At 65.2% G+C, this 24,565-nt stretch carries 18 protein-coding genes; 13 read left to right on the top strand and 5 right to left on the bottom strand.

The window, feature by feature from the left end:
- The first annotated feature begins 56 nt into the window (after window positions 1-56).
- Entirely contained in the window at window positions 57-1,055 is a 999-nt protein-coding gene (locus tag DMX06_RS05415; RefSeq protein WP_110735353.1) for a type IV pilus twitching motility protein PilT, read from the top strand.
- A 92-nt stretch (window positions 1,056-1,147) separates the two neighbouring features.
- Here DMX06_RS05415 and DMX06_RS05410 read toward each other — a convergent pair whose 3' ends face one another.
- On the bottom strand, window positions 1,148-1,795 hold the full coding sequence (locus tag DMX06_RS05410; protein ID WP_110735351.1) for a C40 family peptidase: 648 nt from the start codon (window positions 1,793-1,795) through the stop codon (window positions 1,148-1,150).
- 158 nt (window positions 1,796-1,953) lie between these two features.
- On the opposite strand from DMX06_RS05410, the gene DMX06_RS05405 reads away from it, so the two are divergent.
- Complete coding sequence (locus DMX06_RS05405; RefSeq protein ID WP_023630210.1) at window positions 1,954-2,379, top strand: NINE protein; 426 nt, start codon at window positions 1,954-1,956, stop codon at window positions 2,377-2,379.
- A gap of 39 nt (window positions 2,380-2,418) precedes the next feature.
- Here DMX06_RS05405 and DMX06_RS05400 read toward each other — a convergent pair whose 3' ends face one another.
- The 3 genes from DMX06_RS05400 to DMX06_RS05390 all read right to left on the bottom strand — a co-directional run bounded on the left by DMX06_RS05400 (window position 2,419) and on the right by DMX06_RS05390 (window position 7,269).
- Window positions 2,419-3,123 (bottom strand): SPOR domain-containing protein, encoded by a 705-nt coding sequence (locus DMX06_RS05400; protein WP_110735349.1) that lies wholly within the window; start codon window positions 3,121-3,123, stop codon window positions 2,419-2,421.
- Between the two features lies 1 nt (window position 3,124).
- Window positions 3,125-4,861, bottom strand: coding sequence for an arginine--tRNA ligase (gene argS, locus DMX06_RS05395; protein ID WP_110735347.1), 1,737 nt, complete (start codon window positions 4,859-4,861; stop codon window positions 3,125-3,127).
- A gap of 188 nt (window positions 4,862-5,049) precedes the next feature.
- On the bottom strand, window positions 5,050-7,269 hold the full coding sequence (locus tag DMX06_RS05390) for a primosomal protein N' (protein WP_110735345.1): 2,220 nt from the start codon (window positions 7,267-7,269) through the stop codon (window positions 5,050-5,052).
- A gap of 169 nt (window positions 7,270-7,438) precedes the next feature.
- On the opposite strand from DMX06_RS05390, the gene rpmE reads away from it, so the two are divergent.
- From rpmE to DMX06_RS05375, 3 genes are all read left to right on the top strand, one after another.
- Window positions 7,439-7,654, top strand: a complete 216-nt coding sequence (gene rpmE, locus DMX06_RS05385; protein WP_110735343.1) for a 50S ribosomal protein L31 — start codon at window positions 7,439-7,441, stop codon at window positions 7,652-7,654.
- A 2-nt stretch (window positions 7,655-7,656) separates the two neighbouring features.
- Window positions 7,657-8,478 carry a thermonuclease family protein gene (locus tag DMX06_RS05380; protein WP_110735341.1) on the top strand — a complete coding sequence of 274 codons (822 nt, stop codon included), beginning with the start codon at window positions 7,657-7,659 and terminating at the stop codon, window positions 8,476-8,478.
- Between the two features lie 179 nt (window positions 8,479-8,657).
- Window positions 8,658-9,926 carry a malic enzyme-like NAD(P)-binding protein gene (locus DMX06_RS05375; RefSeq protein ID WP_110735339.1) on the top strand — a complete coding sequence of 423 codons (1,269 nt, stop codon included), beginning with the start codon at window positions 8,658-8,660 and terminating at the stop codon, window positions 9,924-9,926.
- Between the two features lie 188 nt (window positions 9,927-10,114).
- Here DMX06_RS05375 and DMX06_RS05370 read toward each other — a convergent pair whose 3' ends face one another.
- Window positions 10,115-12,568 (bottom strand): penicillin-binding protein 1A, encoded by a 2,454-nt coding sequence (locus DMX06_RS05370; protein WP_110735337.1) that lies wholly within the window; start codon window positions 12,566-12,568, stop codon window positions 10,115-10,117.
- A gap of 166 nt (window positions 12,569-12,734) precedes the next feature.
- Between DMX06_RS05370 and pilM the strand changes: the two genes are divergently transcribed.
- From pilM to gltB, 8 genes are all read left to right on the top strand, one after another.
- On the top strand, window positions 12,735-13,631 hold the full coding sequence (pilM, locus tag DMX06_RS05365; protein WP_110735335.1) for a type IV pilus biogenesis protein PilM: 897 nt from the start codon (window positions 12,735-12,737) through the stop codon (window positions 13,629-13,631).
- Between the two features lie 68 nt (window positions 13,632-13,699).
- Window positions 13,700-14,167, top strand: coding sequence for a PilN domain-containing protein (locus tag DMX06_RS05360; RefSeq protein WP_181427781.1), 468 nt, complete (start codon window positions 13,700-13,702; stop codon window positions 14,165-14,167).
- The gene (locus DMX06_RS05355) at window positions 14,164-15,177 is read left to right on the top strand and encodes a pilus assembly protein PilP (RefSeq protein ID WP_110735331.1); all 1,014 of its coding nucleotides are present in this window, start codon (window positions 14,164-14,166) and stop codon (window positions 15,175-15,177) included. The genes DMX06_RS05360 and DMX06_RS05355 overlap by 4 nt, the downstream gene beginning before the upstream one ends.
- On the top strand, window positions 15,149-16,357 hold the full coding sequence (locus DMX06_RS05350; protein WP_258378807.1) for a type IV pilus secretin PilQ: 1,209 nt from the start codon (window positions 15,149-15,151) through the stop codon (window positions 16,355-16,357). The genes DMX06_RS05355 and DMX06_RS05350 overlap by 29 nt, the downstream gene beginning before the upstream one ends.
- 4 nt (window positions 16,358-16,361) lie before the next feature.
- Window positions 16,362-16,880: a shikimate kinase AroK gene (gene aroK, locus DMX06_RS05345; protein ID WP_028689109.1), complete on the top strand. Its 519-nt coding sequence runs from the start codon at window positions 16,362-16,364 to the stop codon at window positions 16,878-16,880.
- Window positions 16,881-16,975: 95 nt separating this feature from the next.
- Window positions 16,976-18,073: a 3-dehydroquinate synthase gene (gene aroB, locus DMX06_RS05340; protein ID WP_110735327.1), complete on the top strand. Its 1,098-nt coding sequence runs from the start codon at window positions 16,976-16,978 to the stop codon at window positions 18,071-18,073.
- A 15-nt stretch (window positions 18,074-18,088) separates the two neighbouring features.
- Window positions 18,089-19,711, top strand: a complete 1,623-nt coding sequence (locus DMX06_RS05335) for an AAA family ATPase (protein WP_110735325.1) — start codon at window positions 18,089-18,091, stop codon at window positions 19,709-19,711.
- A gap of 374 nt (window positions 19,712-20,085) precedes the next feature.
- Entirely contained in the window at window positions 20,086-24,531 is a 4,446-nt protein-coding gene (gltB, locus tag DMX06_RS05330) for a glutamate synthase large subunit (protein ID WP_110735323.1), read from the top strand.
- The last annotated feature ends 34 nt before the right edge of the window (window positions 24,532-24,565 follow it).

Below are 24,565 nucleotides of genomic sequence, written 5' to 3'. Positions count from 1 at the left end.
CGACGGCTTTGGGGGTCTGCGGCATTCTACCTGCTTGATCGCCGTTGGGGAGTCTCATGGATGTGACCGACCTGTTGGGCCGGGCCTTGGCCGTCGGTGCCAGCGACCTGCATCTGGCTGCTGGCGAGCGGCCGCTGCTGCGTGTGGATGGGGTGTTGCAGCGCCTGGACCTTGCGCTGCTGACGGCAGGGGCGCTGGAAGACGGGATGGCGGGTCTGCTTGATAGCGAGCAGCGGCGGCAGTGGGCGGCCGGGGATGAGCTGGACCTGGCGGTGAGCCTGGATGGACTGGGGCGTTTTCGGCTGAACCTGTTCCGCCAGCGCAATGGTCCGAGTGCCAGCGTACGTTTGATCCCCGCGAGCGTGCCCTGTCTGGAGGCACTTGAACTGGTGGATGTGTTTCAAATCATCTCCCGGTACCGGGATGGCCTGGTCCTGGTCGGTGGTGCCACCGGCAGCGGCAAGTCGAGCACCCTCGCGGCGCTGATCGGTCGGCTCAACCGCGAATACGCATTGCATATCGTCACCCTCGAGGACCCGATCGAGTTCATCCACGGCAGTCAGCGCAGCCTGGTCAACCAGCGTGAGATCGGCCTGCATAGCCGTGACTTTGCCCAGGCCCTGCGCAGCGCCCTGCGTCAGGACCCGGATGTGATCATGATCGGCGAGCTGCGCGATCTGCACAGCATTCGCCTGGCGTTGCGCGCCGCGGAGACTGGGCATCTGGTGCTGGCCACGGTGCATACGCGGTCGGCGGTGAACAGTATCGACCGGCTGGTGGAGGTGTTCGCGCCGGAGGAAAAACCGCCGGTGCGCAGCATGCTGGCTGACTCCCTGCGGCTGGTGGTCGCGCAGGTGCTGGTTCGGCGATCAGGCGGTGGGCGTGTCGCGGCGCGGGAGGTGCTGGTGGCGACGCCTGCGGTGCGCAACCTGATCCGCGAGGGGCGCCTGGCGCAGATCCATTCGCTGATGCAGGCTGGTGCGGCGGTGGGGATGTGCACGATGGAGGGGGCGCTGCAGGCGCTGGAGGCGCGGGGGATAATCGATACGTCTTAAAACGATCGCGGGGCAAGCCCGCTCCCATGCCAGCCTTGCCTGGTCCGTGGGAGCGGCGGTGCGCCGGTGCGATTTGTCTCGCGATTGGGGTTTCAGCGTTTGGCCAGGCTCAGCGCCTGTTGCTGCTTGGGCAGCACGCGCTTGGCTACCACGTAGTGCTTCTGCCAGTAAGGCTTCTCCAGGCTGTCGATGCTCACCCGCTTGCCGGTGCGCGGCGCGTGGATGAAGCGGTCGTTGCCCAGGTAGATGGCGACGTGGTTGACCCGACGGCTCTTGATGTTGAAGAAGATCAGGTCGCCTGGCTTGAGGTCGCCCTTGGCCACCTTGACGCCCTGACCCTGGGCCATGGCATTGGAGGTGCGTGGCAGGTCGACATCCGCCACATCGTTGAACGCATACTTGACCAGGCCGCTGCAGTCGAAGCCCTTCTTCGGGCTGCTGCCGCCCCAGCGATAGGGCGTGCCGAGCACGTTCACCGCACGGCTGAGCACTTCGCTGCTTTGCTTGGGCGACATCGCCACCGCCTGCATGCCCACGGCGTGCTGCTTGGCCGCATTGGCCGGGCGCGCGCGCAGGCTGGTGGTGCTGCGGTACTGGATCGGGGCGCGTTTCACCGTGGTATCGGCGTTGGTCGTGTAACCGGTGAATCCGCTTGGAAGTCGTTGCTCACGGTTGGTGGCGTGGGCGGCCAGGGGCAATAAAAGGCAGAGGGTCAGCCATGTCTTGAAGAAAGGTGGCATAGATGAAGCTCTTTATAAGTGTTGGCGCGCAACTTTATAACAGCTTTTTGATCAAATTCTGATCCGTTGGTCGCACAGCCACGTACCATATGTCGGGTCAAAACGAAAAAGTCACATTTTTCGTTAGAAAATTTTCGGCTATCCCACGAGGGCTTCGAATGAATGGTTATCAACAGGGTGCCCCTTCGCACGACACCCACAGCAAGGTCCTCGGCTATCTGCTGTGGATCTTCGGTTTCACCGGCTCGCACCGTTTCTACTACGGCAAGCCGATCACCGGGACGATCTGGTTCTTCACCCTCGGGCTGCTGGGTATTGGCTGGCTGATCGACCTGTTCCTGATCCCGTCGATGGACCGCGAGGCGGACATGCGCTTCGAGTCGGGTGGCGTGGATTACAACCTGGCGTGGATCCTGCTGACCTTCCTGGGCATCTTCGGCGTGCACCGGCTGTACCAGGGCAAGTGGATCAGTGCCTTGATCTACCTGTTCACCGGCGGTCTGTTCCTGCTGGGTGTGCTGTATGACTTCTGGACGCTCAACAGCCAGATCTCCCAGGTCAACGCCGAGCGTCGCCGGGTATGAAAAAAGGCCTTGTCGCGGAGTGCGGCAAGGCCTTGTTCGTTACTGGCGCCGCTGTTGCAGCAGCAGGTTGCTGAAGCCCGCACCGGCCAGTTGCTTCTGCGCCACGGTCAGCTGCTCGCGGTTGCTGAACGGGCCGACCATCACGCGGTACCAGGTTTCTTCCTTGACCGTGCCCGACTCCACCTTGACCGCCTGGCCGAGCAGGATGATCTGCGCGCGAACCTTGTCGGCATCTGCCTGCTTGCGGAACGAGCCGGCCTGCAGGAAGAACTGCGTGGTGGCCGCCGGCTTGATCACTGGTGGCGGCGGTGGCGGCGTCTGCCCCAGCAGCGCGGCCTGGGCGCGGGCGGTGTCGATCTTCGCCGCTTCCGCTGGCGTGACCGGCGTGCTCGGCACAGGCGGCTGCGCCGGTACCGGTGGGGTCTTCTCAGGCACGGCCTCGGGCGGCACGATCACTTCCGACTCCGGCAGCAGGGTGTAGAAGTCGTACTTCGGCTTCACCGGCTGCTGTGGTGTCGGCGTGGTGGTCTTGCTCGCCTCGGCGACTTTCTCCGGCTTGTGCTGCTCGGGCTTGGTGCGTTTGATGTCGTCACCGCCGGGCTCGAGTTTCATCAGGAAGACGATGAAGGCGCCGACCGTCAGGCCGACCGCCAGCCACACCCAGCCCGGGATCGGCTGCTTGCTGGCAGGCGGCTGGGAGCGGCTGGCGCCGCGCTTGGGTGCGGGTTTCTTCTTTGCAGCCAACTTACATGCGCTCCAGGGTTTCCAGGCCGAGCAGTTCCAGGCCCTGCTTGAGGGTGCGGCCGGTCAGGGCAGCCAGGCGCAGGCGGCTCTGCTGCTGTTCGGCGGTTTCGGCGGAAAGGATCGGGCAGTTCTCGTAGAAGCTGGAGAACAGGCCGGCGAGGTCGTACAGGTAGCTGCACAGCACGTGCGGCGTGCCTTTTTCGGCGACGTTGTTGAGGATCTCGCCGAACTGCGCCAGGCGCGCGGCCAGGTCCTGCTCGTGCGCTGCCTGCAGGACGATGTTGCCGTCGACTTCGTCGAAGCCCTTGCCGAGCTTGCGGAACACGCCGGCCACGCGGGTGTAGGCGTACAGCAGGTACGGCGCGGTGTTGCCTTCGAAGTTGAGCATCAGCTCGAAGTTGAAGCTGTAGTCGCTGGTGCGGTGCTTGGACAGGTCGGCGTACTTGACCGCGCCGATGCCGACCACCTCGCCGATGTGGCGCAGTTCGTCCTCGGCCAGCGACGGGTTCTTCTCCTTGACCAGCGCGTAGGCGCGGTCCTTGGCTTCGGTGAGCAGGTCGATCAGCTTGACGGTGCCGCCATCGCGAGTCTTGAACGGGCGGCCATCGGCGCCGTTCATGGTGCCGAAGCCCATGTGCTCCATCTTCATCGGATGGCCGACGAAGCCGGCGCGGCGGGCCACTTCGAACACCTGGTTGAAGTGCAGGGCCTGGCGCTGGTCGACGAAGTACAGGGCGCGGTCGGCCTGGAGCTTGTTGCTGCGGTAGCGCACGGCGGCCAGGTCGGTGGTGGCGTACAGGTAGCCGCCGTCGGCCTTCTGCACGATCACCGGCAGCGGCTCGCCCTCGGCGTTCTTGAATTCCTCGAGGAACACGCACTGGGCGCCCTGGTCCTCGACCAGCAGGCCCTTGGCCTTGAGGTCGGCGACCACGTTGGCCAGGTCGGCGTTGTAGGCGCTCTCGCCCATCACGTCGGCCATGGTCAGCTTGACGTTGAGCAGCTCGTAGGTCTTCTGGCAGTGCGACAGCGAGATGTCCTTGAAGCGCGTCCACAGCGCCAGGCAGTCCGGGTCGCCGGCCTGCAGCTTGACCACCAGGCCGCGGGCGCGGGTGGCGAACTCTTCAGATTCGTCGAAGCGCTTTTTCGCTGCGCGGTAGAAGTTTTCCAGGTCAGACAGCTCGTCGCTGGTAATCGGGTTTTCCTGCAGGTAGGCCATCAACATGCCGAACTGGGTGCCCCAGTCGCCAACGTGGTTCTGGCGGATGACGTTGTCACCCAGGAATTCCAGCACGCGGGCCACGCTGTCGCCGATGATGGTCGAGCGCAGGTGACCGACGTGCATTTCCTTGGCCAGGTTCGGCGCCGACATGTCGATCACCACCTTCTCGGCCGGGCCGGCCTTGCGCACGCCCAGGTGCTCGTCGGCCAGGGCGGCGTCGAGGCGGGTGGCCAGGGCCTCGGTGTTCTGGAAGAAGTTCAGGAAGCCGGGGCCGGCGATTTCGACCTTGGTGATGTCGGGGCTGGCCGGCAGGCTGGCGATGAGTTTTTCGGCCAGGTCGCGGGGCTTCATGCCGGCTGGCTTGGCCAGCATCATGGCGATGTTGCTGGCGAAGTCGCCGTGGGTCTTGTCCCGGGCGTTTTCCACCTGGATCGCCGGCGTCAGCCCTTCAGGCAGCACACCGTCGGCGACGAGTTGGGTGAGGGCTTGCTGGATCAGCTGGCGAATGGTGTCTTTCATGGGATTCTCTTTTCGACCGCAAGCGCGGTGAGCGCTTCGATGCGCAGGTGGAAAAACTGGGCATTATCCGTTGCCGGGGGCGGGTTGCCAACCTTTTGGGGCACAAGCCATTGTCGGCGTGGGAGCGGGCTTGCCCCGCGATGACGCCATCGCGGGGCAAGCCCGCTCCCACGACAACCCTGAAACAGTCAGTAAAGGTCGACCGGATCGACATCCAGCGACCAGCGCACCTGCCGCCCCGATGGCATCTGCTCCAACACTAGCAACCAGGCACTGATCAGTCGATGCAACTGAGCCCGGGCATTGGCCTGGAGCAATAGTTGCGCGCGGAACCGGCCCGCCCGTCGTTCCATGGGTGCCGGGACCGGCCCCAGCAGCTCGATGCCGTGCAGGCCCTGTTCGGCCATGACCCGCTCGGCGGCGGCGCAGGCTTCGTCGAGGAAACTCTCGGCCTGGCCCGGCTTGTGCGCATCCGCACGCAGCAGGGCCAGGTGGGCGAACGGCGGCAGGCCGGCGGCGCGACGTTCGCTCAGGGCCTGCTCGGCGAAGGCGAAGTAGCCCTGCTCGGTCAGTTGCACCAGCAGCGGATGGTCGGCCAGGTGGGTCTGCACGATGACCTTGCCCGGTTCCTCGGCGCGTCCGGCGCGACCGGCGACCTGGACGATCAGCTGGGCCATGCGCTCGCTGGCGCGGAAGTCGCCGGAGAACAGTCCGCCGTCGGCATCGAGAATCGCAACCAGGGTGACGCGGGGGAAGTGGTGCCCCTTGGCCAGCATCTGGGTGCCGACCAGGATGCTCGGCTGACCGCGCTGGATGGTGGCGAACAGGTTGTGCATGGCGTCCTTGCGCGAGGTGCTGTCGCGGTCCACGCGCAGGATCGGGTAGTCGGGGAATAGCACCTTGAGCCGCTCTTCGGCGCGCTCGGTACCGGCCCCCACCGGGCGCAGGTCGACGTGGGCGCACTGTGGGCACTGCAATGGCAGGCGTTCGTCGTAGCCGCAATGGTGGCAGCGCAGCACGGCGGAGCGCTGGTGCACGGTCATTCGCGCATCGCAGCGCGGACACTCAGAGAGCCAGCCGCAGTCATGGCACAGCAGTGTCGGGGCGAAGCCGCGGCGGTTGAGGAACACCAGCACCTGCTGCCCAGCCTCCAGGGTCTGGCGGATAGCCTGTTGCAGCGGGCCGCTGATGCCGCTGTCGAGCGGCAGGCTGCGCACATCCAGGCGCAGGAAGCGTGGTGCCTTGGCACCGCCGGCGCGCTGGTTCATGCGCAGCAGGCCGTAGCGGCCGCTATGGGCGTTGTGCAGGCTTTCCAGCGACGGCGTGGCTGAGCCCAGCAGGATCGGGATGTTCTCCTGGTGGGCGCGGACGACGGCCAGGTCGCGGGCGTGGTAGCGCAGGCCTTCCTGCTGTTTATAGGAGCCGTCGTGCTCCTCGTCGATGATGATCAGGCCCGGGTTCTTCATTGGCGTGAACAGCGCCGAGCGGGTGCCGATAATGATGTCGGCGTCGCCGTCGCGGGCCGCCAGCCAGGCGTCCAGGCGCTCGCGGTCGCCCACCGCCGAGTGCAGCAGGGCGATGCGGGCGTTGAAGCGCTGCTCGAAGCGTTGCAGGGTCTGCGGGCCGAGATTGATCTCGGGGATCAGGATCAGCGCCTGCTTGCCGGCTTCGAGGGTTTCGCGGATCAGCTGCAGGTAGACTTCGGTCTTGCCGCTGCCGGTAACGCCGGCCAGCAAGTAGGCGTGGAAGGCGCCGAAGCCTGCGCGCACCGCCTCGAACGCCGCGCGCTGCTCCTCGTTGAGCGGCAGCTCCGGCTGGGCCAGCCAGTGCTCGTGGCGTGCGGCGGGCAGGTGACGGCGGATCTCGACGGTCACCAGTTCCTTGGCCAGCAGCAGGTCGAGGCTGTCCTTGTTCAGGCCGAGTTTGCTCAACAGGCTGTGGGCCACGCCGTGGGGGTGCTGCGACAAGGTCTTGAGGGCATCGCGCTGGCGCGGGGCGCGGGCGATGCGCGGGTCCTCCAGGCGTGCGCCGGGGGCGACGTGCCAGAAGCGCTCCTGGCGCGCCTCGGCCAGCTCGCCCTGGCGCAGCAGGGTCGGCAGGGCCCAGCTCAAGGTGTCGCCCAGGCTGTGCTGGTAGTACTGGGCTGTCCACAGGCACAGCTTGAACAGTGCGGGAGGCACGGGCGAAACCGGGTCGAGCAGGGCGCTGGCCGGCTTGAGCTTGTCGGCGGGGACTTCGCTGTGCGTGGCGACCTCCACCAGCACGCCGATCATCTCGCGGCGGCCGAACGGCACGCGCAGGCGCATGCCGGGTGTCAGTGCCTGGCGCGCCATGCTCGCGGGCGCCCGGTAGTCGAACAGGCGACGCAGGGGCGAGGGCAGGGCAAGGCGCAGGATGACGTCGGACACGCGGAAGGTCTCTGGAGGGCATTTCACAAATCAGGCGAGCCTAGCAGACGACGGTCGGTGCAAGCGACAACTTGCGCTGCGGCCGTGCTCTGGTATTATTCGCCGCCTAATTACGTGCGGTATTCAACAATAGGTGTTGGGTGGCGGCACGCAGCTCGAGGAAGTGACCATGAAAGCAGATATTCATCCGAACTACGAAGTAGTTGCAGTCACCTGCAGCTGCGGCAACAAGTTTGAAACCCGTTCGACCCTGGGCAGCGTCCTGGCGATCGACGTTTGCAACCTGTGCCACCCGTTCTACACCGGTAAGCAGAAAGTCCTGGACACCGGTGGTCGCGTACAGAAGTTCGCCGATCGCTTCGGCATGTTCGGTGCCAAGAAGTAATCATGCGCATGGCGAATCTTTCGAGGTTCGCGTTGCTGCAAAAGAAGGCGCCCCTTGTGGGCGCCTTTTTTGTGGGCGCGATCTGGTATTTTCCGGCCCAGGCTTTCTGTCCGTTGCCCGAGCAGCCGCAGCAGGTGACGGTGCGCCAGGTGGTCGATGGCGATACCCTGCGTCTGAGTGACGGGCGCAATGTGCGGCTGATCGGCATCAATGCGCCCGAGATCGGTCGCAAGGGTCGCACCAGCGAGCCCTACGCCGAGGCCGCGAAGCGGCGCCTGCAGGCGCTGGTCGAGGCCAGCGATGGCCGCGTCGGCCTGGTTCCGGGCGAAGAGCCCAAGGACAAGTACGGCCGTACCCTGGCGCACATCTATAGCCGTACTGGCGACAATCTCGAAGCACAACTGCTCAGCGAAGGCCTCGGTTACCGGGTCGCCATCGCCCCCAACGTGGCCTTGTCGGGCTGTCAGCAACAGGCCGAGCAGCAGGCGCGCAACGCCGGAACCGCGTTGTGGCGACAGTCGCCGGTTGTACGTGCGGGGGATGTCAGGCAGTCCGGTTTTGCCGTGATCGGCGGCCAGATCAAGGGTATCGAGCGCAACCGCGGCGGTATCTGGCTGGAGCTCGACGATGCGGTAGTGCTGCAGGTTCCCGCTCGTCTGCAGCAGCGCTTTCCCGCCAGCTTCTTCGCTAACCTCAAGGGACGCCAGGTCGAGGCGCGTGGCTGGGTGCTGGATCGATCCCGCAAGGGCGGGCTCAAGCCCGGGCAGCGACGCTGGCTGTTGCCATTGACCGATCCGAGCATGCTGGCGACTGTTCCAGGCTAAATAGTTGTAGACATTCTTATGCTGGATTGTACACACTGGCTTCCGTAAGCCCCGTGGGTTATAGCGTAAAGTCGTAGGCCAAAGGCCTTGACACATAGTGACCGGGCAGTCTTGTCGCCCCCCGGCTCTTTGCGTATCCTCGGCGGTCCGTCAGAACAGTAAACAGCGGAATGCCCATCATGTCAGACCTGAAAACCGCCGCTCTCGAATACCACGCCCAGCCCCGTCCGGGGAAACTGAGCGTCGAGCTCTCCAAGCCCACCGCCACCGCCCGTGACCTCGCCCTGGCCTACAGCCCAGGCGTCGCCGAACCCGTGCGCGAGATCGGCCGTGATCCGGAGCTGGCCTACAAGTACACCGGCAAGGGCAACCTGGTTGCGGTGATCTCCGATGGCACCGCCATCCTCGGTCTGGGCGACCTCGGCCCGCTGGCCTCCAAGCCGGTAATGGAAGGCAAGGGTGTTCTGTTCAAGCGTTTCGCCGGTATCGACGTGTTCGATATCGAAGTCGAGTCGGAGAGCCCGCAGGCCTTCATCGACACCGTTCGCCGCATCTCCATCACCTTCGGCGGCATCAACCTGGAAGACATCAAGGCGCCTGAGTGCTTCGAGATCGAGCGCACCCTGATCGAGCAGTGCGACATTCCCGTGTTCCACGATGACCAGCACGGTACCGCCATCGTTACCGCCGCGGGCATGATCAACGCCCTGGAAATCGCCGGCAAGAAGCTCGAGGAGGCGAAGATCGTCTGCCTGGGCGCCGGTGCCGCTGCCATCTCCTGCATGAAGCTGCTGGTAAGCATGGGTGCCAAGGTCGAGAACATCTTCATGATCGACCGCAGCGGCGTGATCCACGCTGGCCGCGACGACCTGAACCAGTACAAGGCCCAATTCGCCCACGCCACCGACAAGCGCACCCTGGCCGATGCCCTGGACGGCGCTGATGTGTTCGTCGGTCTGTCCGGTCCGAACCTGCTGAGCGCCGAAGGCCTGAAGTCGATGGCCGCCAACCCGATCGTGTTCGCCTGCTCGAACCCGGACCCGGAAATTGCTCCGGAACTGGCTCACGCCACCCGCAGCGACGTGATCATGGCCACCGGTCGTTCCGACTACCCGAACCAGGTCAACAACGTACTGGGCTTCCCGTTCATCTTCCGCGGTGCCCTGGACGTTCGCGCCAAGCGCATTAACGAAGAAATGAAGATTGCCGCCGCCATCGCCCTGAAGGACCTGGCCAAGCTGCCGGTGCCCAAGGAAGTTTGCGAAGCCTACGGTGTGCAAGGTCTGGAGTTCGGTCGCGAGTACATCATTCCGAAGCCGCTGGATGCCCGTCTGATCACCGTGGTTTCCGATGCCGTGGCCAAGGCCGCCATCGAATCCGGCGTGGCCACCCTGCCGTATCCGAAGCACTACCCGCTGAAAAGCGTGGATGACGTGTTCAACGGCTGATCCGGTCGTAGCGTCATGAAAAAGCCCCGGCTCGTAAGAGTCGGGGCTTTTTGTTTGCTTTTGGATTCACCGAAGCCATTGTGGGAGCGGGTTTACCCGCGAAAGCATCGTTGGCTTCGCTGAAGCCTTCGCGGGTAAACCCGCTCCCACAGGATCGAAGTTGCCTTTGAGGTTTGTCGTTTACCTGGTCAGAACAGATCCATCGGCGCCGCTTCGTCCGCCGGCAGCGGGCTGCCTGGTGCCGCGCCATTGCCCAGCTCGTCCACGGACGGCGGCGAGTCCTCGGCCTTGAACAGCTCGAAGTAGGCATTGGGTGTGCCCGGCGTGGCGGCGCGGCCGCTGACCGGGTCGACGCGCAGGCTGAGAATGCCTTCGGGCTCGGCCGGGGCGTGTTCGGGCTTGTCCTTGAGTGCCGCACCCATGAAGCTCATCCAGATCGGCAGCGCCACGGTGCCGCCGTACTCGCGTCGGCCCAGGGTTTCCGGCTGGTCGAAGCCGACCCAGACGGTGGTGACGTAGTCGGCGTTGTAGCCGGAGAACCAGGCGTCCTTGGACTCGTTGGTGGTACCGGTCTTGCCCGCCAGGTCCGCGCGGCCGAGGGCCAGGGCGCGGCGGCCGGTGCCGCGCTTGATCACGTCCTGCAGCATGCTGGTGAGAATGTACGAGGTGCGGCCGTCGATGATCTGCTCGGCCACGGCGGGTACCTGCGGTGCCGGGGCGACCTGGCCCAGGGCCGACGGTGCTTCGCCCGGCATCGGCGCGACGCTGATCGCCTGTTCGGGGGCGGCGAGGCCGGCTTGGTCCTGGCTGCCCTGGAGCACCCGTGCCGGGTTGGCGGTGAACAGGGTTTCGCCGTTGCGGCTTTCGACGCGCTCGATCAGGTACGGGCTGATCTTGTAGCCGCCGTTGGCGAAGGTGCTCCAGCCGGTGGCGATCTCCATCGGAGTCAGGGTCGCTGTGCCCAGTGCCAGCGACAGGTTGCGCGGCAGGTCCTGCTTGTTGAAGCCGAACTTGGCGATGTAGTCGATGGTGCGGTCCACGCCCATGGCCTGCAGCAGGCGGATCGAGACCAGGTTGCGCGACTTGTACAGCGCCTCGCGCATGCGGATCGGGCCAAGGAAGGTATTGGTGTCGTTCTTCGGACGCCAGACCTTGTCCAGGTACTCGTCGACGAACACGATCGGCGCGTCGTTGACCAGGCTGGCGGCGGTGTAGCCGTTGTCCAGCGCGGCGCTGTAGACAAAGGGCTTGAAGCTCGAGCCCGGTTGGCGCTTGGCCTGCATGGCGCGGTTGTAGTTGCTCTGCTCGAAGGAGAAGCCGCCGACCAGGGCGCGGATGGCGCCGTTGTAAGGGTCGAGGGTGACCAGGGCGCACTGGGCACCGGGCACCTGGCTGAACTTGAGCTTGCCGTCTTCCAGGCGCTGCAGGCGCACCAGGTCGCCGACCTGGGCGACGTCGGCGGGCGACTGTGGCGAACGCCCCTGCGAGTTGCTACTCAGGTACGGGCGGGCCCACTTCATGGTGTCCCAGGCCACATTCTCTTCCAGGCCGCCGCGGGTCATCACCTTCAGGCCGGTCTTCTCGACCTGGGTGACGATGGCCGGCTCCAGGCCGCCGAGGGGGCGCTGCTTGCCCAGTTCCTGCAACCAGGCCGCGCGCGTCTTGCCCGGGAAGCGTGCCTCGGGGCCGCGGTAACCGTGGCGCTCGTCGTACTCGCTGAGGCCGTTGAGCACCGCGCTGTTGGCCATCTGCTGCATGTCGCTCGGGACCGTGGTGGTGACGCGGAAGCCTTCGGTATAGGCGTCGCTGCCGTAGCGGCCGACCATCTCGGCGCGGGCCATCTCGGCGACGTAGGGGGCGTTCACCTCCGGAGTCGGCACGTGGTAGCTGGCGTTCAGCGGTTCGGCCAGGGCCGCCTGGTAGCTGGCTTCGTCGATCTTGCCGAGCTTGTACATGCGCCCGAGGATCCAGTCGCGGCGCTCCTTGGCGCGTACCGGGTTGGCCAGCGGGTTGAAGCGCGATGGCGCCTTGGGCAGACCTGCGATCATCGCCATCTGCGCCAGGCTCACGTCGCGGATCGACTTGCCGTAGTACACCTGCGCCGCGGCATCGATGCCATAGGCGCGGTTGCCCAGGTAGATCTTGTTGACGTAGAGCTCGAGGATCTCGTCCTTGGTCAGCTCGCGTTCGATCTGCAGGGCCAGCAGGATCTCGTTGGTCTTGCGCGAGAAGCTGCGCTCGCTGGTGAGGAAGAAGTTCTTCGCCACCTGCATGGTGATGGTGCTGCCGCCGGTCTGGATATGCCCGGACTTGAGCAACTGCGATGCCGCGCGCATCAGGCTGCTCGGGTCGACCCCGTAGTGGTTGAGGAAATTGTCGTCCTCGGCGGACAGAAGCGCCTGGATGAACTGTGGGGGAATTTCCTGGAACTTGATCGGCGAGCGCCGCATCTCGCCGAACTCGGCAATCAGCTTGCCGTCGCTGCTGTACACCCTCAGGGGGATTTGCAACTGGACGCTTCTGAGCGACTCGACCGAGGGCAGGCTGGGGCTAAGATACAGAAACGCACCGCTCACACCGAGCACGAGCGCACAGATGACGGCGACGAGAGACCACCAGAAGAACTTCAGCAGACGTATCAAGGCTTTTGGGTGTCCAGGTTGAGGAGTGGGTTGCGCGCGGGGCCGGCGGACAGAAAAACGCTGGCCATTATAAGCATTTTTCGTCCCTCCGGGTGACCGCCCGGGGCGCGGGACGACCGCTCGCGCCGCAACGGCGCGGGCTGCCGATGACCAGGAAGGAACAGCCATGCTTGGACGCTTTGGCAGGGACGCCGGTTCACTGCTGGGGGTGGAAATTGCCTCCGGCTCCATACGGATGCTGCATCTGCACCGCCAGCGCGGCGGTTGGCGCGTGCAGGGGTGGGCGCAGGAGCGCTTCGAGCCTGCGCTGCCTGGCTGCGCCGTATCCGACGAGGCAGAAGGGCTGGTCATGGGGTTGCGGCGGGCCCATGTTCAATGCCGGACGAGGCAGTTCCGGGTCGCCCTGGCACTGCCCGCCTCCCAGGTCATCTGCAAGGTTTGCCGGTTACCTGCCGGGCTCGCCGACCTTGAGGTCGAGGCAGCCGTGCTGGCACAGGCCGAGCAACTGTTCCCCTTCCCGCTGGAGGACCTGGCCCTGGACTTCTGGGTGCAGGGGGTATGCGCCGACGATCCCGGGCAGTTCGAGGTACTGGTGGTGGCCTGCCGGCAAAGCCAGCTCGATCCGCTGGAGCGGGTGTTCTCCAGGGCCGGATTGCAGCTTGAGGCCGTGGAGGTGGACAGCTTCGCGCTACGGCGAGCGTTGTTGCCTGAGGTGCCGGCTCGCGGAGCTGTGCTGCTGCAGTTGGAGCCGGGCGAAGTGGTCATGCACCGCTGGCACGGCAGGCCCGCGCCGCAGCGCCAGCGGCTCGCCTTGGGCTCGCCGGGGCAATGGGATGAGGCTGTCGATAGCCTCTGGCGATTGGGTGAGCAGGCGCCCGCAGACGAAGTTGCCCTGTTCGGCTGCGCTGCCGATGAAGGCCGCGCGGCGTATTTGCGAGAGCACTTGGGCGTGAAATGCCAGGTGGGTTGCCCGCGCCCTCTGACCGGCCTGCTGGAAATGAATGGCCTGCGCGTAGCTGCGATGGTTTTGGCCTGCGGGCTGGCAATGGGAGGCCGGGCATGATAGCGAGACTGAACCTGATGCCTTGGCGTGAGCAGCGCAGGGCCAGGGTTGTGCGACGATTTCAGATCATGCTGGTTGTCACCCTGGTAATGGCGCTGTGCGGGGTCATATGGCTCGATCAGATGGCGCGGTCGCGTCTGGTCAGGCAATCACTGGTCGTTGCCTCGTATCAGGCGGAACTTGGGCGGCTCGATGCCACATTGAGACAGATCGACCAGTTGCGCGGCAGGCGGGTGGCGCTGCAGGCCGAGCATGCCGCAGTGTCCGCACTGGGCGCTGGGCGGTCGCAGATGCCCGGCCTGTTCCTCGCCCTTGAGCAGGCCCTGCCAGAAGGTGCTCGCTTGACGGAGGTGGATGTCGAGGCAGGGCGTTTGCGCCTGGGCGGTCTGGCAGCCTCTGCGTCGGTGGTCGCCCGGTTCATGCGCGATCTGGAGCAAGTGGGCATGGTGCGGGACCTCGAACTCGTACATCTCAGGCGTCATGTCCAGGGTGACGAGTTCCTGCTGGCGGCGCGATTGCTGGCGGGCGAGTCGTGAACCGCCTGTGGCCCCTCGACTGGCAGGTGCTGGCTGGCCTGTCGAGAGTGGTGAGGTTCATTGTGTGCCTGTCGCTCGCGCTCATGGTCGCTTGCGTGGGCTACCTGGTTCGTCTGCGTGATCCGGTTCAGGGGCATGCCGAGTCTGTCCGGCTACAGCTCCAGCTACAGGACGAACTGGAGGGGCGAAGGGCGCGCCTCGTCGAACTGGATGTTGAAAAGCAGGCGCTCGAGCATACACGGACGCTTTTGCAGGCGGCACGATGGCGGCTGGCTGTGGGGGAGGGCATGAGTGAGCTGCTCGACCAGCTGGCGTTATCGGGACATGAGCATGGCCTGGTATTCGAGCAAGTCGAGGTGCAGCAGGCGCAGCAGGCTTCAGTGTATCGAGTGCAACCGCTGGAAATCGCGGTGTCGGGGCCGTATCCGGCGTTGCGCCTGTGGCTGGAGCAATGGCTACGGCAATTGCGTCTGTTGAGCGTGGAGCGGCTCAGGCTGGCACTGAAAGATGAGGGGGGCGGGCGAGTTGATGCTCAGTTACGACTGCATGCCTACCACCCTGGGGAAGAGTTGCCGGTCCCGGCGTCATTGGCGGATGAGCCGGCCCAGGCAGTCTTGTCGAGGACGGCATTCGATCCGTTTCGGGCCTGGTTGCTTGCGAAAGAGGGCAGTGGGCTGGCGCACATCCCTTTGGCACGGTTGGAGATGGTCGGCAGTCTCTGCCGGGCGGGACAGCGACAGGCATTACTGCGCTCCGCGGGTCGCCTGTACCGGATCGCGGAAGGCGAGCGGCTGGGGCTCGAAGAGGCTGTCGTGGTGGCCATCGAGGTCGACCGGGTGGAGGTCCAGGAACGGATCTACATCGATGGGCGCTGGCAAGCACGTCCCAGGCATCTGGTTCTTGGAAAGCGTGAACAAGGAGTGGTCAGGGATGAGACCGAGGCAATGGTTGAGCGGCGCGCTATTGATGCTGGGGCTTCAGATGGCACAGTCCGAGACGTTTCAGGGTGAGCCGATGTCGCTCAACTTTCAGGATGTCGAACTGCGTTCGGTGCTTCAGGTCATGGCCGACTACGCGGGTATCAACCTGGTGGCCGGCGACTCGGTGCAAGGGCGGATCACCTTGCGTCTGGAGGGTGTGCCCTGGGATCAGGCGCTTGACCTGGTGCTGCGCAGCAAAGGGCTGGGGAGGCGCCAGGAGGGCAATGTGCTGCTGGTTGCCCCCGTGGCGGAGCTCGCCGGACAGGTCCAGGGCATGCGCCAGGAAGTATTGCTAGAACCCCTGCAGCGTGAATTGATCCCTGTCTTCCATGCCGGGGCCGGCGAGTTGGCGGAGCTTCTGCTGGCGAGCCTGGCCGACGACGGTGCCTTGGCCGGGCGCGGCAGCCTCGGTGTGGACGCCCGCACCAATACACTGGTAGCCACCCAGCCTGCCGCCCGACTCGCCGAACTGCGCAGGCTGGTCGCGCAGCTGGATGTGCCGGTGCGCCAGGTCATGATCGAGGCACGGATCGTCGAGGCCAATGTTGATTACGAAAAGGCCTTGGGCGTGCGCTGGGGTGGCCCTCTCTATGGCACAGACCGCCAGTTGGGCGGCGACCTGTTCGTCGACCTCGGAGTCGAACGCGCCGCTGCCGGACTCGGTGTGGGCTTGCTGCGCAGCGACATACTTTTGGATCTGGAGCTCAGCGCCATGGAAAAAAGCGGCAATGGCGAGATCATCTCCCAGCCCAAGGTGGTCACGGCCGACAAGGAAACCGCGCGCATCCTCAAGGGCACCGAAGTGCCCTACCAGGAAACCACCCGCAGTGGCGCCACGTCGGTTTCTTTCCGAGAGGCGTCCCTGTCGCTGGAGGTGACGCCGCAGATCACGCCGGACGACAAGGTGATCATGGCGGTGCGGGTGACCAAGGACGAGCCGGACTTCATCAATGCCCTCAACGATGTGCCGCCGATCCGCAAGAACGAGGTCAACGCCAAGGTGCGGGTGACCGATGGGCAGACCATTGTGATTGGTGGCGTGTACTCGACGTCGCAGAACAAAGTGGTCGACAAGGTGCCATTTTTTGGCGATCTGCCGTATGTTGGACGGCTGTTTCGACGCGATGCATTACAAGAGAAAAAATCCGAGCTGCTGGTCTTCCTGACTCCGCGTATCATGAGTGACCAGGCGATTGCTGTGAGTCGTTGATTCTGTGCGAAATTTGATACTTGTGGGGCCCATGGGCGCTGGTAAAAGCACCATCGGGCGCCTGTTGGCCAAAGAGCTGCGCCTGCTGTTCAAGGATTCCGACAAGGAAATCGAACTGCGAACCGGCGCCAACATCCCGTGGATCTTCGACAAGGAAGGCGAGCCGGGCTTTCGTGACCGCGAGCAGGCGATGATTGCCGAGCTCAGCGCGCTCGATGGCGTGGTCCTGGCCACCGGCGGCGGCGCGGTGATGCGCGATGCCAACCGTGCGGCGCTGCGCGCCGGCGGACGGGTGGTCTACTTGCACGCCTCGGTGGAGCAGCAGGTGGGACGCACCTCCCGTGACCGCAACCGACCGCTGTTGCGCACCGCCAATCCGGAAGCCACGTTGCGTGCCCTGCTGGAGGCGCGCGACCCGCTTTATCGCGAAATCGCCGACCTGGTTGTGGAAACCGACGAACGGCCACCACGCATGGTGGTGCTCGACATTCTCGAGCGCCTGCAGAAGTTGCCGCCCCGCTGAGCGGGGTCTATCCTCGGCGACCAACGCCGAGACGGGGTTGAACGTCACCGCGCGAGGCTGCACCGCCGCCGCGTCCAAGCACATTGTGGGGATACATGCAGACACTTAAGGTCGACCTGGGCGAACGTAGCTACCCGATCTACATTGGCGAAGGCCTGCTGGACCAGCCTGAACTGCTGGCGCCGCACATTGCCGGGCGGCAGGTCGCCATCGTCTCCAACGAGACCGTCGCGCCCCTGTACCTCGAACGCCTGAGCAAGACCCTGGGCGCCTATTCGGTGCTGCCCGTGGTGTTGCCTGACGGCGAGGCCCACAAGAACTGGGAAACCCTGGAGCTGATCTTCGACGCCCTGCTCACCGCCCGCCATGACCGTCGCACCACCGTGGTTGCCCTCGGTGGCGGCGTGATCGGCGACATGGCCGGCTTTGCCGCGGCCTGCTACCAGCGCGGCGTCGACTTCATCCAGGTGCCGACCACGCTGCTGTCCCAGGTGGACTCTTCGGTGGGCGGCAAGACCGGCATCAACCACCCGTTGGGCAAGAACATGGTCGGCGCTTTCTATCAGCCCAACGCGGTGCTGATCGACACCACCAGCCTGAAGACCCTGCCCGAGCGCGAGCTGTCCGCAGGCCTGGCCGAAGTCATCAAGTACGGCCTGATCTGCGACAAGCCGTTCCTCGCCTGGCTCGAAGACAATATGCAGGCGCTGCGCGCCCTGGATTCCGTTGCCCTGACAGAAGCCATCCGCCGCTCCTGCGCGGCCAAAGCCGCCGTGGTCGGCGCCGATGAGCGCGAATCGGGCGTGCGTGCCACGCTCAACCTTGGCCATACCTTCGGCCATGCCATCGAAACACACATGGGCTATGGCGTCTGGCTGCACGGCGAAGCCGTGGCGGCGGGCACGGTCATGGCCCTGGAAATGTCCATGCGCCTGGGCTGGATCGACCAGCCGGCGCGCGATCGCGGAATTCGCCTGCTGCAGGACGCAGGATTGCCGGTGGTGCCACCACAGGAAATGACCCCGGCGCATTTCATGGAGCACATGGCGGTCGACAAGAAAGTGCTCGACGGACGCCTGCGCCTGGTGCTGCTGCGCCAGCTGGGCGAGGCCGTCGTCACCGACGACTATTCGACAGAGATTCTTCAGGCCACCCTGGCGGCGGATTACCGCGCGATCGTGGCCCAGCTTTGAGGTTGTGACAACGCAATGACCAGTCTGCATGCCGATGAGGCGTTCCTCGACCATTACCAGTTGAGCCACGATCCGTTCGCACCGCGGGTGCCCGGCTTCAAGTTCTTCCCCGCCCAGCGCAAGCCGGTGCTGGGCCAGCTGCATCACCTGGCGCGTTACAGCCAGCTGATGCTGGTGGTCAGCGGCCCGGTGGGCAGCGGCAAGACCCTGCTGCGCCAGGCCCTGGTGGCCAGTACCAACAAGCAGTCGGTGCAGAGCGTGGTGGTGTCCGCCCGTGGCGCCAGTGACGCGGCCAGCGTGCTGGGCCAGGTGGCGCAGTCGCTGAACGTGGCGCAGCCGGAGGTGCAGGCGATCCTGTCGCAGGTGGTGCAGTTGGCGCTGACCGGCCAGGAAGTCTATCTGTTGGTGGACGACGCGGAACAACTCGACGAGTCGGCACTCCAAGCGTTGCTGGAGTTGGCGGCAGGCGTGGCCGAAGGGCGCCCGCATGTGTTCCTGTTCGGCGAACCTTCGCTGATCGCCGGACTGGAGGAGCTTAATGCCGATGGCGAGCGCTTCCATGTCATCGAGCTGGCCCCGTACAGCGAGGAAGAGACCCGCGAGTACCTGGAGCAGCGCCTGGAAGGTGCAGGCCGGGGCATCGAGGTGTTCAGCGCCGAGCAGATCGTCGACATCCACGAAAACTCCGACGGTTGGCCTGGGAACATCAACCAGGTCGCCCGCGATACCTTGATCGAAGCCATGATCGCCAGCCGTACAACGGTCAAGCGACCATCCATGGGGTTCAAAATGCCTAAGAAACATGTGCTCGCGTTGTCCGCAGTGGTCGTGGTCGCCGTTGGCGCGGCGGTCCTGATGCCCAAGAAGGGCGACAAGGCCCCGACCGAAGCGCCGGCCGCCCAGGCGCAACTGCCACTGGGGCAGGGCGGCAACGGCGGCGCGCCCGCCATCGAGTTCTCCGGCTCCTCGCAGCCGATGCCGCTGCCGCTGGTCGGCCAGTCGCAGCCGGTGATGCGCGAGCCCCTGGCCCAGGCCGCCGGCATGGGCGAGGGCGAAGAGGGTGGGCCTGCGGGTGATACCGCTCTGCAGCCTGCCGCGCCGTCAGCCGCCGTGCCGCCGACCGTGACCACCATCGCGCCGCCGCAAGGTGCCACCGCCAGCCCGGCACCGGCCCCTGCCCAGCCGGTGACCAGCGCTCCGGTGCAGCCGGTTGCGCCTGTATCTAAGCCTGTCGCAACCCAACCGGCAAAACCGGTTGCACCTTCCAAGCCGGCCCCGGCCCCCACCCAGGTCGCCAGCGCCAAGCCCGCCAGCAAGCCTGCCGAGAAACCCGCCGCAGGCAGCGCCGGCAACAGCAGCTGGTATGCGGGCCAGAAACCGGGCAATTACGTGGTGCAGATCTTCGGCACCAGCTCCGAGGCGTCGGCCCAGTCGTTCGTCAAGGCGCAGGGTGGCGACTATCGCTACTTCAAGAAAAACCTGCAGGGCAAGCCGCTGTACGTCGTCACCTACGGCAACTTCGCCAGCCGCGACGCCGCCGCTGCGGCAATCAAGAACTTGCCAGCCAAGGTCCAGGCTGGTAAACCTTGGCCACGTACCGTCGGCAGCGTCCAACAAGAGCTGGCCACGGCCCGCTGATACCTTCCGGGCGGCAACACCCCGCCGCCCAGTTGCTGAGCGACTTCTAGCTTTCGATCAGCCTGCTGCGCCCGAGCGCGGCAGGCTTTTCTGTCCCAGACTGCCGGCCACAAGCCCTGTGTTGCAGTCATGGCTGAAACGCTTCAGACTCTAGCCAAGCCGCTATCACGGCGCATGGCGTAAAAACATTCAAAATTGCGACATAAATTTTCAATGGTGAGACATGAAAATTTGTGGGCGTCGCTGTCGCTGTGCAACAATGGTTTTCCATGACCACCGCAAAAAAGCTGGCGTTTGATCGGCGTGGATGGTAAGTGGTTGTTAAAAAAGAGATTTGCCTCCGGTTGAGAGGTGAACCTGGTGAGAAAGTGTCTATGAAAACAGGTCTGTACCATCCCGAAGAATTCAAGGACAACTGTGGTTTCGGCCTGATCGCCCATATGACGGGGCAGCCGAGTCACCACCTTCTGCAAACCGCCATGCAGGCGCTGACCTGCATGACCCACCGCGGCGGCATCAACGCCGACGGCAAGACCGGCGACGGTTGCGGTCTGCTCATGCAGAAGCCCGATCAATTCCTGCGTGCCGTGGCCCAGGAACACTTCGCCGTCGAGCTGCCCAGGCAGTACGCCGTCGGCATGGTGTTCTTCAACCAGGACCCGGTCAAAGCCCAGGCCGCCCGCGCCAACATGGACCGCGAGATCGTCAACGCCGGCCTCAAGCTGGTCGGCTGGCGCAAGGTGCCGATCGACACCCGCGTCCTCGGCCGCCTGGCCCTGGAGCGCCTGCCGCAGATCGAGCAGGTGTTCATCGGCGGCGAAGGCCTGAGCGACCAGGAGTTCGCCATCAAGCTGTTCAGTGCCCGTCGCCGCTCGTCCGTGGCCAACGCCCACGACGCCGACCACTACATCTGCAGCTTCTCGCACAAGACCATCATCTACAAAGGCCTGATGATGCCGCGCGATCTCGCGGCGTTCTATCCAGACCTGGGCGACGAGCGCCTGCAGACCGCGATCTGCGTGTTCCACCAGCGCTTCTCCACCAACACCCTGCCGAAGTGGCCGCTGGCCCAGCCCTTCCGCTTCCTCGCCCACAACGGCGAGATCAACACCATCACCGGCAACCGCAACTGGGCCATGGCCCGGCGCACCAAGTTCGCCAACGACCTGATCCCCGACCTCGAAGAGCTCGGCCCGCTGGTCAACCGTGTCGGTTCCGACTCCTCGAGCATGGACAACATGCTGGAGCTGATGGTCACCGGCGGCATCGACCTGTTCCGCGGCGTGCGCATGCTGGTGCCGCCGGCCTGGCAGAACGTCGAGACCATGGACGCCGACCTGCGCGCCTTCTACGAATACAACTCCATGCACATGGAACCGTGGGATGGCCCGGCCGGCATCGTCATGACCGAAGGCCGCCACGCGGTGTGCCTGCTCGACCGCAACGGCCTGCGTCCGGCGCGCTGGGTGACCACCACCAACGGCTACATCACCATCGCCTCGGAAATCGGCGTATGGGGCTACCAGCCCGAGGAAGTCCTGGCCAAGGGCCGTGTCGGCCCGGGCCAGATCCTCGCCGTGGACACCGAGACCGGGCAGATCCTCGACACCGATGCCATCGACAACCGCCTGAAGTCGCGCCACCCGTACAAGCGCTGGCTGCGTCAGCACGCCACGCGCATCCAGGCGACGCTGACCGACGACCAGGGCGTGGCCAGCTACGACGCCGACCAGCTCAAGCAATACATGAAGATGTTCCAGGTCACCTTCGAGGAACGTGACCAGGTGCTGCGTCCGCTTGGCGAGCAGGGCCAGGAAGCGGTCGGTTCGATGGGTGACGACACGCCGATGGCCGTGCTGTCGCAGCGCGTGCGCTCGCCGTACGACTTCTTCCGTCAGCAGTTCGCCCAGGTGACCAACCCGCCGATCGACCCGCTGCGTGAGGCGATCGTGATGTCCCTGGAAATCTGCCTGGGTGCCGAGCGCAACATCTTCCAGGAGTCCCCCGAGCACGCCTCGCGGGTGATCCTCAGCTCGCCGGTCATCTCGCCCGCCAAGTGGCGTTCGCTGATGAACCTGGAACGCGAAGGTTTCGACCGTCAGCTGATCGACCTCAACTACGACGAAAGCGTGGGCCTCGAAGCGGCCATCCGCAACATCGCCGACCAGGCCGAAGAGGCTGTGCGCGGCGGCAAGACCCAGCTGGTGCTGAGCGACCGCTACATCGCCCCGGGCAAGCTGCCGGTGCACGCCTCGCTGGCCGTTGGCGCGGTGCACCACCGCCTGACCGAACAGGGCCTGCGCTGCGACAGCAACATCCTGGTCGAGACCGCCACCGCCCGTGACCCGCACCACTTCGCCGTGCTGCTGGGCTTCGGCGCCTCGGCCGTCTACCCGTACCTGGCCTACGAAGTGCTGGCCGACCTGATCCGCACCGGCGAAGTGCTGGGCGACCTGGACGAAGTCTTCAAGTACTACCGCAAGGGCATCTCCAAGGGCTTGCTGAAGATCCTGTCGAAGATGGGCATCTCCACCATCGCCTCGTACCGTGGCGCCCAGCTGTTCGAAGCCGTGGGCCTGGCCGAGGAAGTGGTCGGCCTGAGCTTCAAGGGCGTGTCGAGCCGCATCAAGGGGGCGCGTTTCGTCGACCTCGAAGGCGACCAGAAGCTGCTGGCCGCCGAGGCCTGGAGCGCGCGCAAGCCGATCCAGCAGGGTGGTCTGCTCAAGTTCGTCCACGGCGGCGAATACCACGCCTACAACCCGGACGTGGTCAACACCCTGCAGGCCGCCGTGCAGCAGGGCGACTACGCCAAGTTCAAGGAATACACCACGCTGGTCGACCAGCGGCCGGTGTCGATGATCCGCGACCTGCTCAAGGTCAAGGTCGCCGAGCAACCGTTGGCGCTGGAGCAGGTCGAGCCGCTGGAGGACATCCTCAAGCGCTTCGACTCTGCCGGCATCTCCCTGGGCGCGCTGTCGCCGGAGGCCCACGAGGCCCTGGCCGAGGCGATGAACCGCTTGGGCGCGCGCTCCAACTCCGGCGAGGGCGGTGAAGACCCGGCCCGCTACGGCACTATCAAGAGCTCGAAGATCAAGCAGGTGGCCACCGGCCGCTTCGGCGTGACTCCTGAGTACCTGGTAAACGCCGAGGTGCTGCAGATCAAGGTGGCCCAGGGCGCCAAGCCCGGCGAGGGCGGCCAGCTGCCGGGCGGCAAGGTCAACGGCCTGATCGCACGGCTGCGCTATGCGGTGCCGGGCGTGACCCTGATCTCGCCGCCGCCGCACCACGACATCTACTCGATCGAGGACCTGGCCCAGCTGATCTACGACCTCAAGCAGGTCAACCCGCAGGCCCTGGTGTCGGTCAAGCTGGTGGCCGAGGCCGGCGTCGGCACCATCGCCGCGGGCGTGGCCAAGGCCTATGCCGACTTGATCACCATCTCCGGCTATGACGGTGGCACCGGCGCTTCGCCGCTGACCTCGATCAAGTATGCCGGCGCCCCGTGGGAACTGGGCCTGGCCGAAACCCACCAGACCCTGCGTGGCAATGACCTGCGCGGCAAGGTGCGGGTACAGACTGACGGTGGCCTGAAAACCGGCCTGGACGTGATCAAGGCCGCCATCCTCGGCGCCGAGAGCTTCGGTTTCGGCACCGCGCCGATGATCGCCCTGGGCTGCAAGTACCTGCGCATCTGCCACTTGAACAATTGCGCCACCGGCGTCGCCACCCAGAATGACAAGCTGCGCAAGGACCACTACATCGGCACCGTCGACATGGTGATCAACTTCTTCACCTTCGTCGCCGAAGAGACTCGCGAGTGGCTGGCCAAGCTCGGCGTGCGCAGCCTGGGCGAGCTGATCGGCCGCACCGACCTGCTCGACGTGCTGCCGGGCGACACTGAGCGCCAGCATCACCTCGACCTGTCGCCGTTGTTGGGCAGCTCGCACATCCCGGTCGACAAGCCGCAGTTCTGCGAAGTGGACAGGAACCCGCCGTTCGACCAGGGCGAGCTGGCCGAGAAGATGGTCGCCATGGCCCTGCCGGCGATCCGCGACCAGGCCGGTGGCGAGTTCAGCCTCGACATCTGCAACTGCGACCGCTCCATCGGTGCGCGCATCTCCGGCGAAATCGCCAGGCTGCACGGCAACCAGGGCATGGCCGCGGCGCCGATCACCTTCCGCTTCAAGGGCACCGCGGGCCAGAGCTTCGGCGTGTGGAACGCCGGTGGCCTGAACCTGTACCTGCAAGGCGATGCCAACGACTACGTCGGCAAAGGCATGACCGGTGGCAAGCTGACCATCGTGCCGCCTGCCGGCAGCCCATTCGAAACCCAGCACAGCGCCATTGTCGGCAACACCTGCCTGTACGGTGCCACCGGCGGCAAGCTGTTCGCCGCCGGCACCGCGGGCGAGCGCTTCGCTGTGCGTAACTCCGGCGCCCACGCTGTTGTAGAGGGCACCGGCGATCACTGCTGTGAATACATGACCGGCGGCTTTGTCTGCGTCCTGGGCAAGACCGGTTACAACTTCGGTTCTGGCATGACGGGCGGCTTCGCCTACGTGCTCGACATGGACAATAGCTTCGTCGACAAGCTCAACCACGAGCTGGTGGAAATCCAGCGCATCAGTGGTGAGGCGATGGAGGCCTACCGCAGCCATCTGGCGCGGGTCCTGGGCGAGTACGTGGAGGAAACCGGCAGCGAGTGGGGGCGTGAGCTCTCCGAGAACCTGGACGACTACGTGCGGCGCTTCTGGCTGGTCAAGCCGAAGGCGGCCAATCTCAAGCAACTGCTGTCCAGCACCCGTGCCAACCCGCAGTAAGAACAGCTGCAAGTGACGGCCCTGTGCGCGGGGC

The sequence above is a fragment of the Pseudomonas mosselii genome (assembly GCF_003205295.1).
Lineage (GTDB): Bacteria > Pseudomonadota > Gammaproteobacteria > Pseudomonadales > Pseudomonadaceae > Aquipseudomonas > Aquipseudomonas mosselii_B.
The sequence above is the reverse complement of the archived record's forward strand: the minus strand, read 5'-3'. Positions and strand labels throughout refer to the sequence as shown.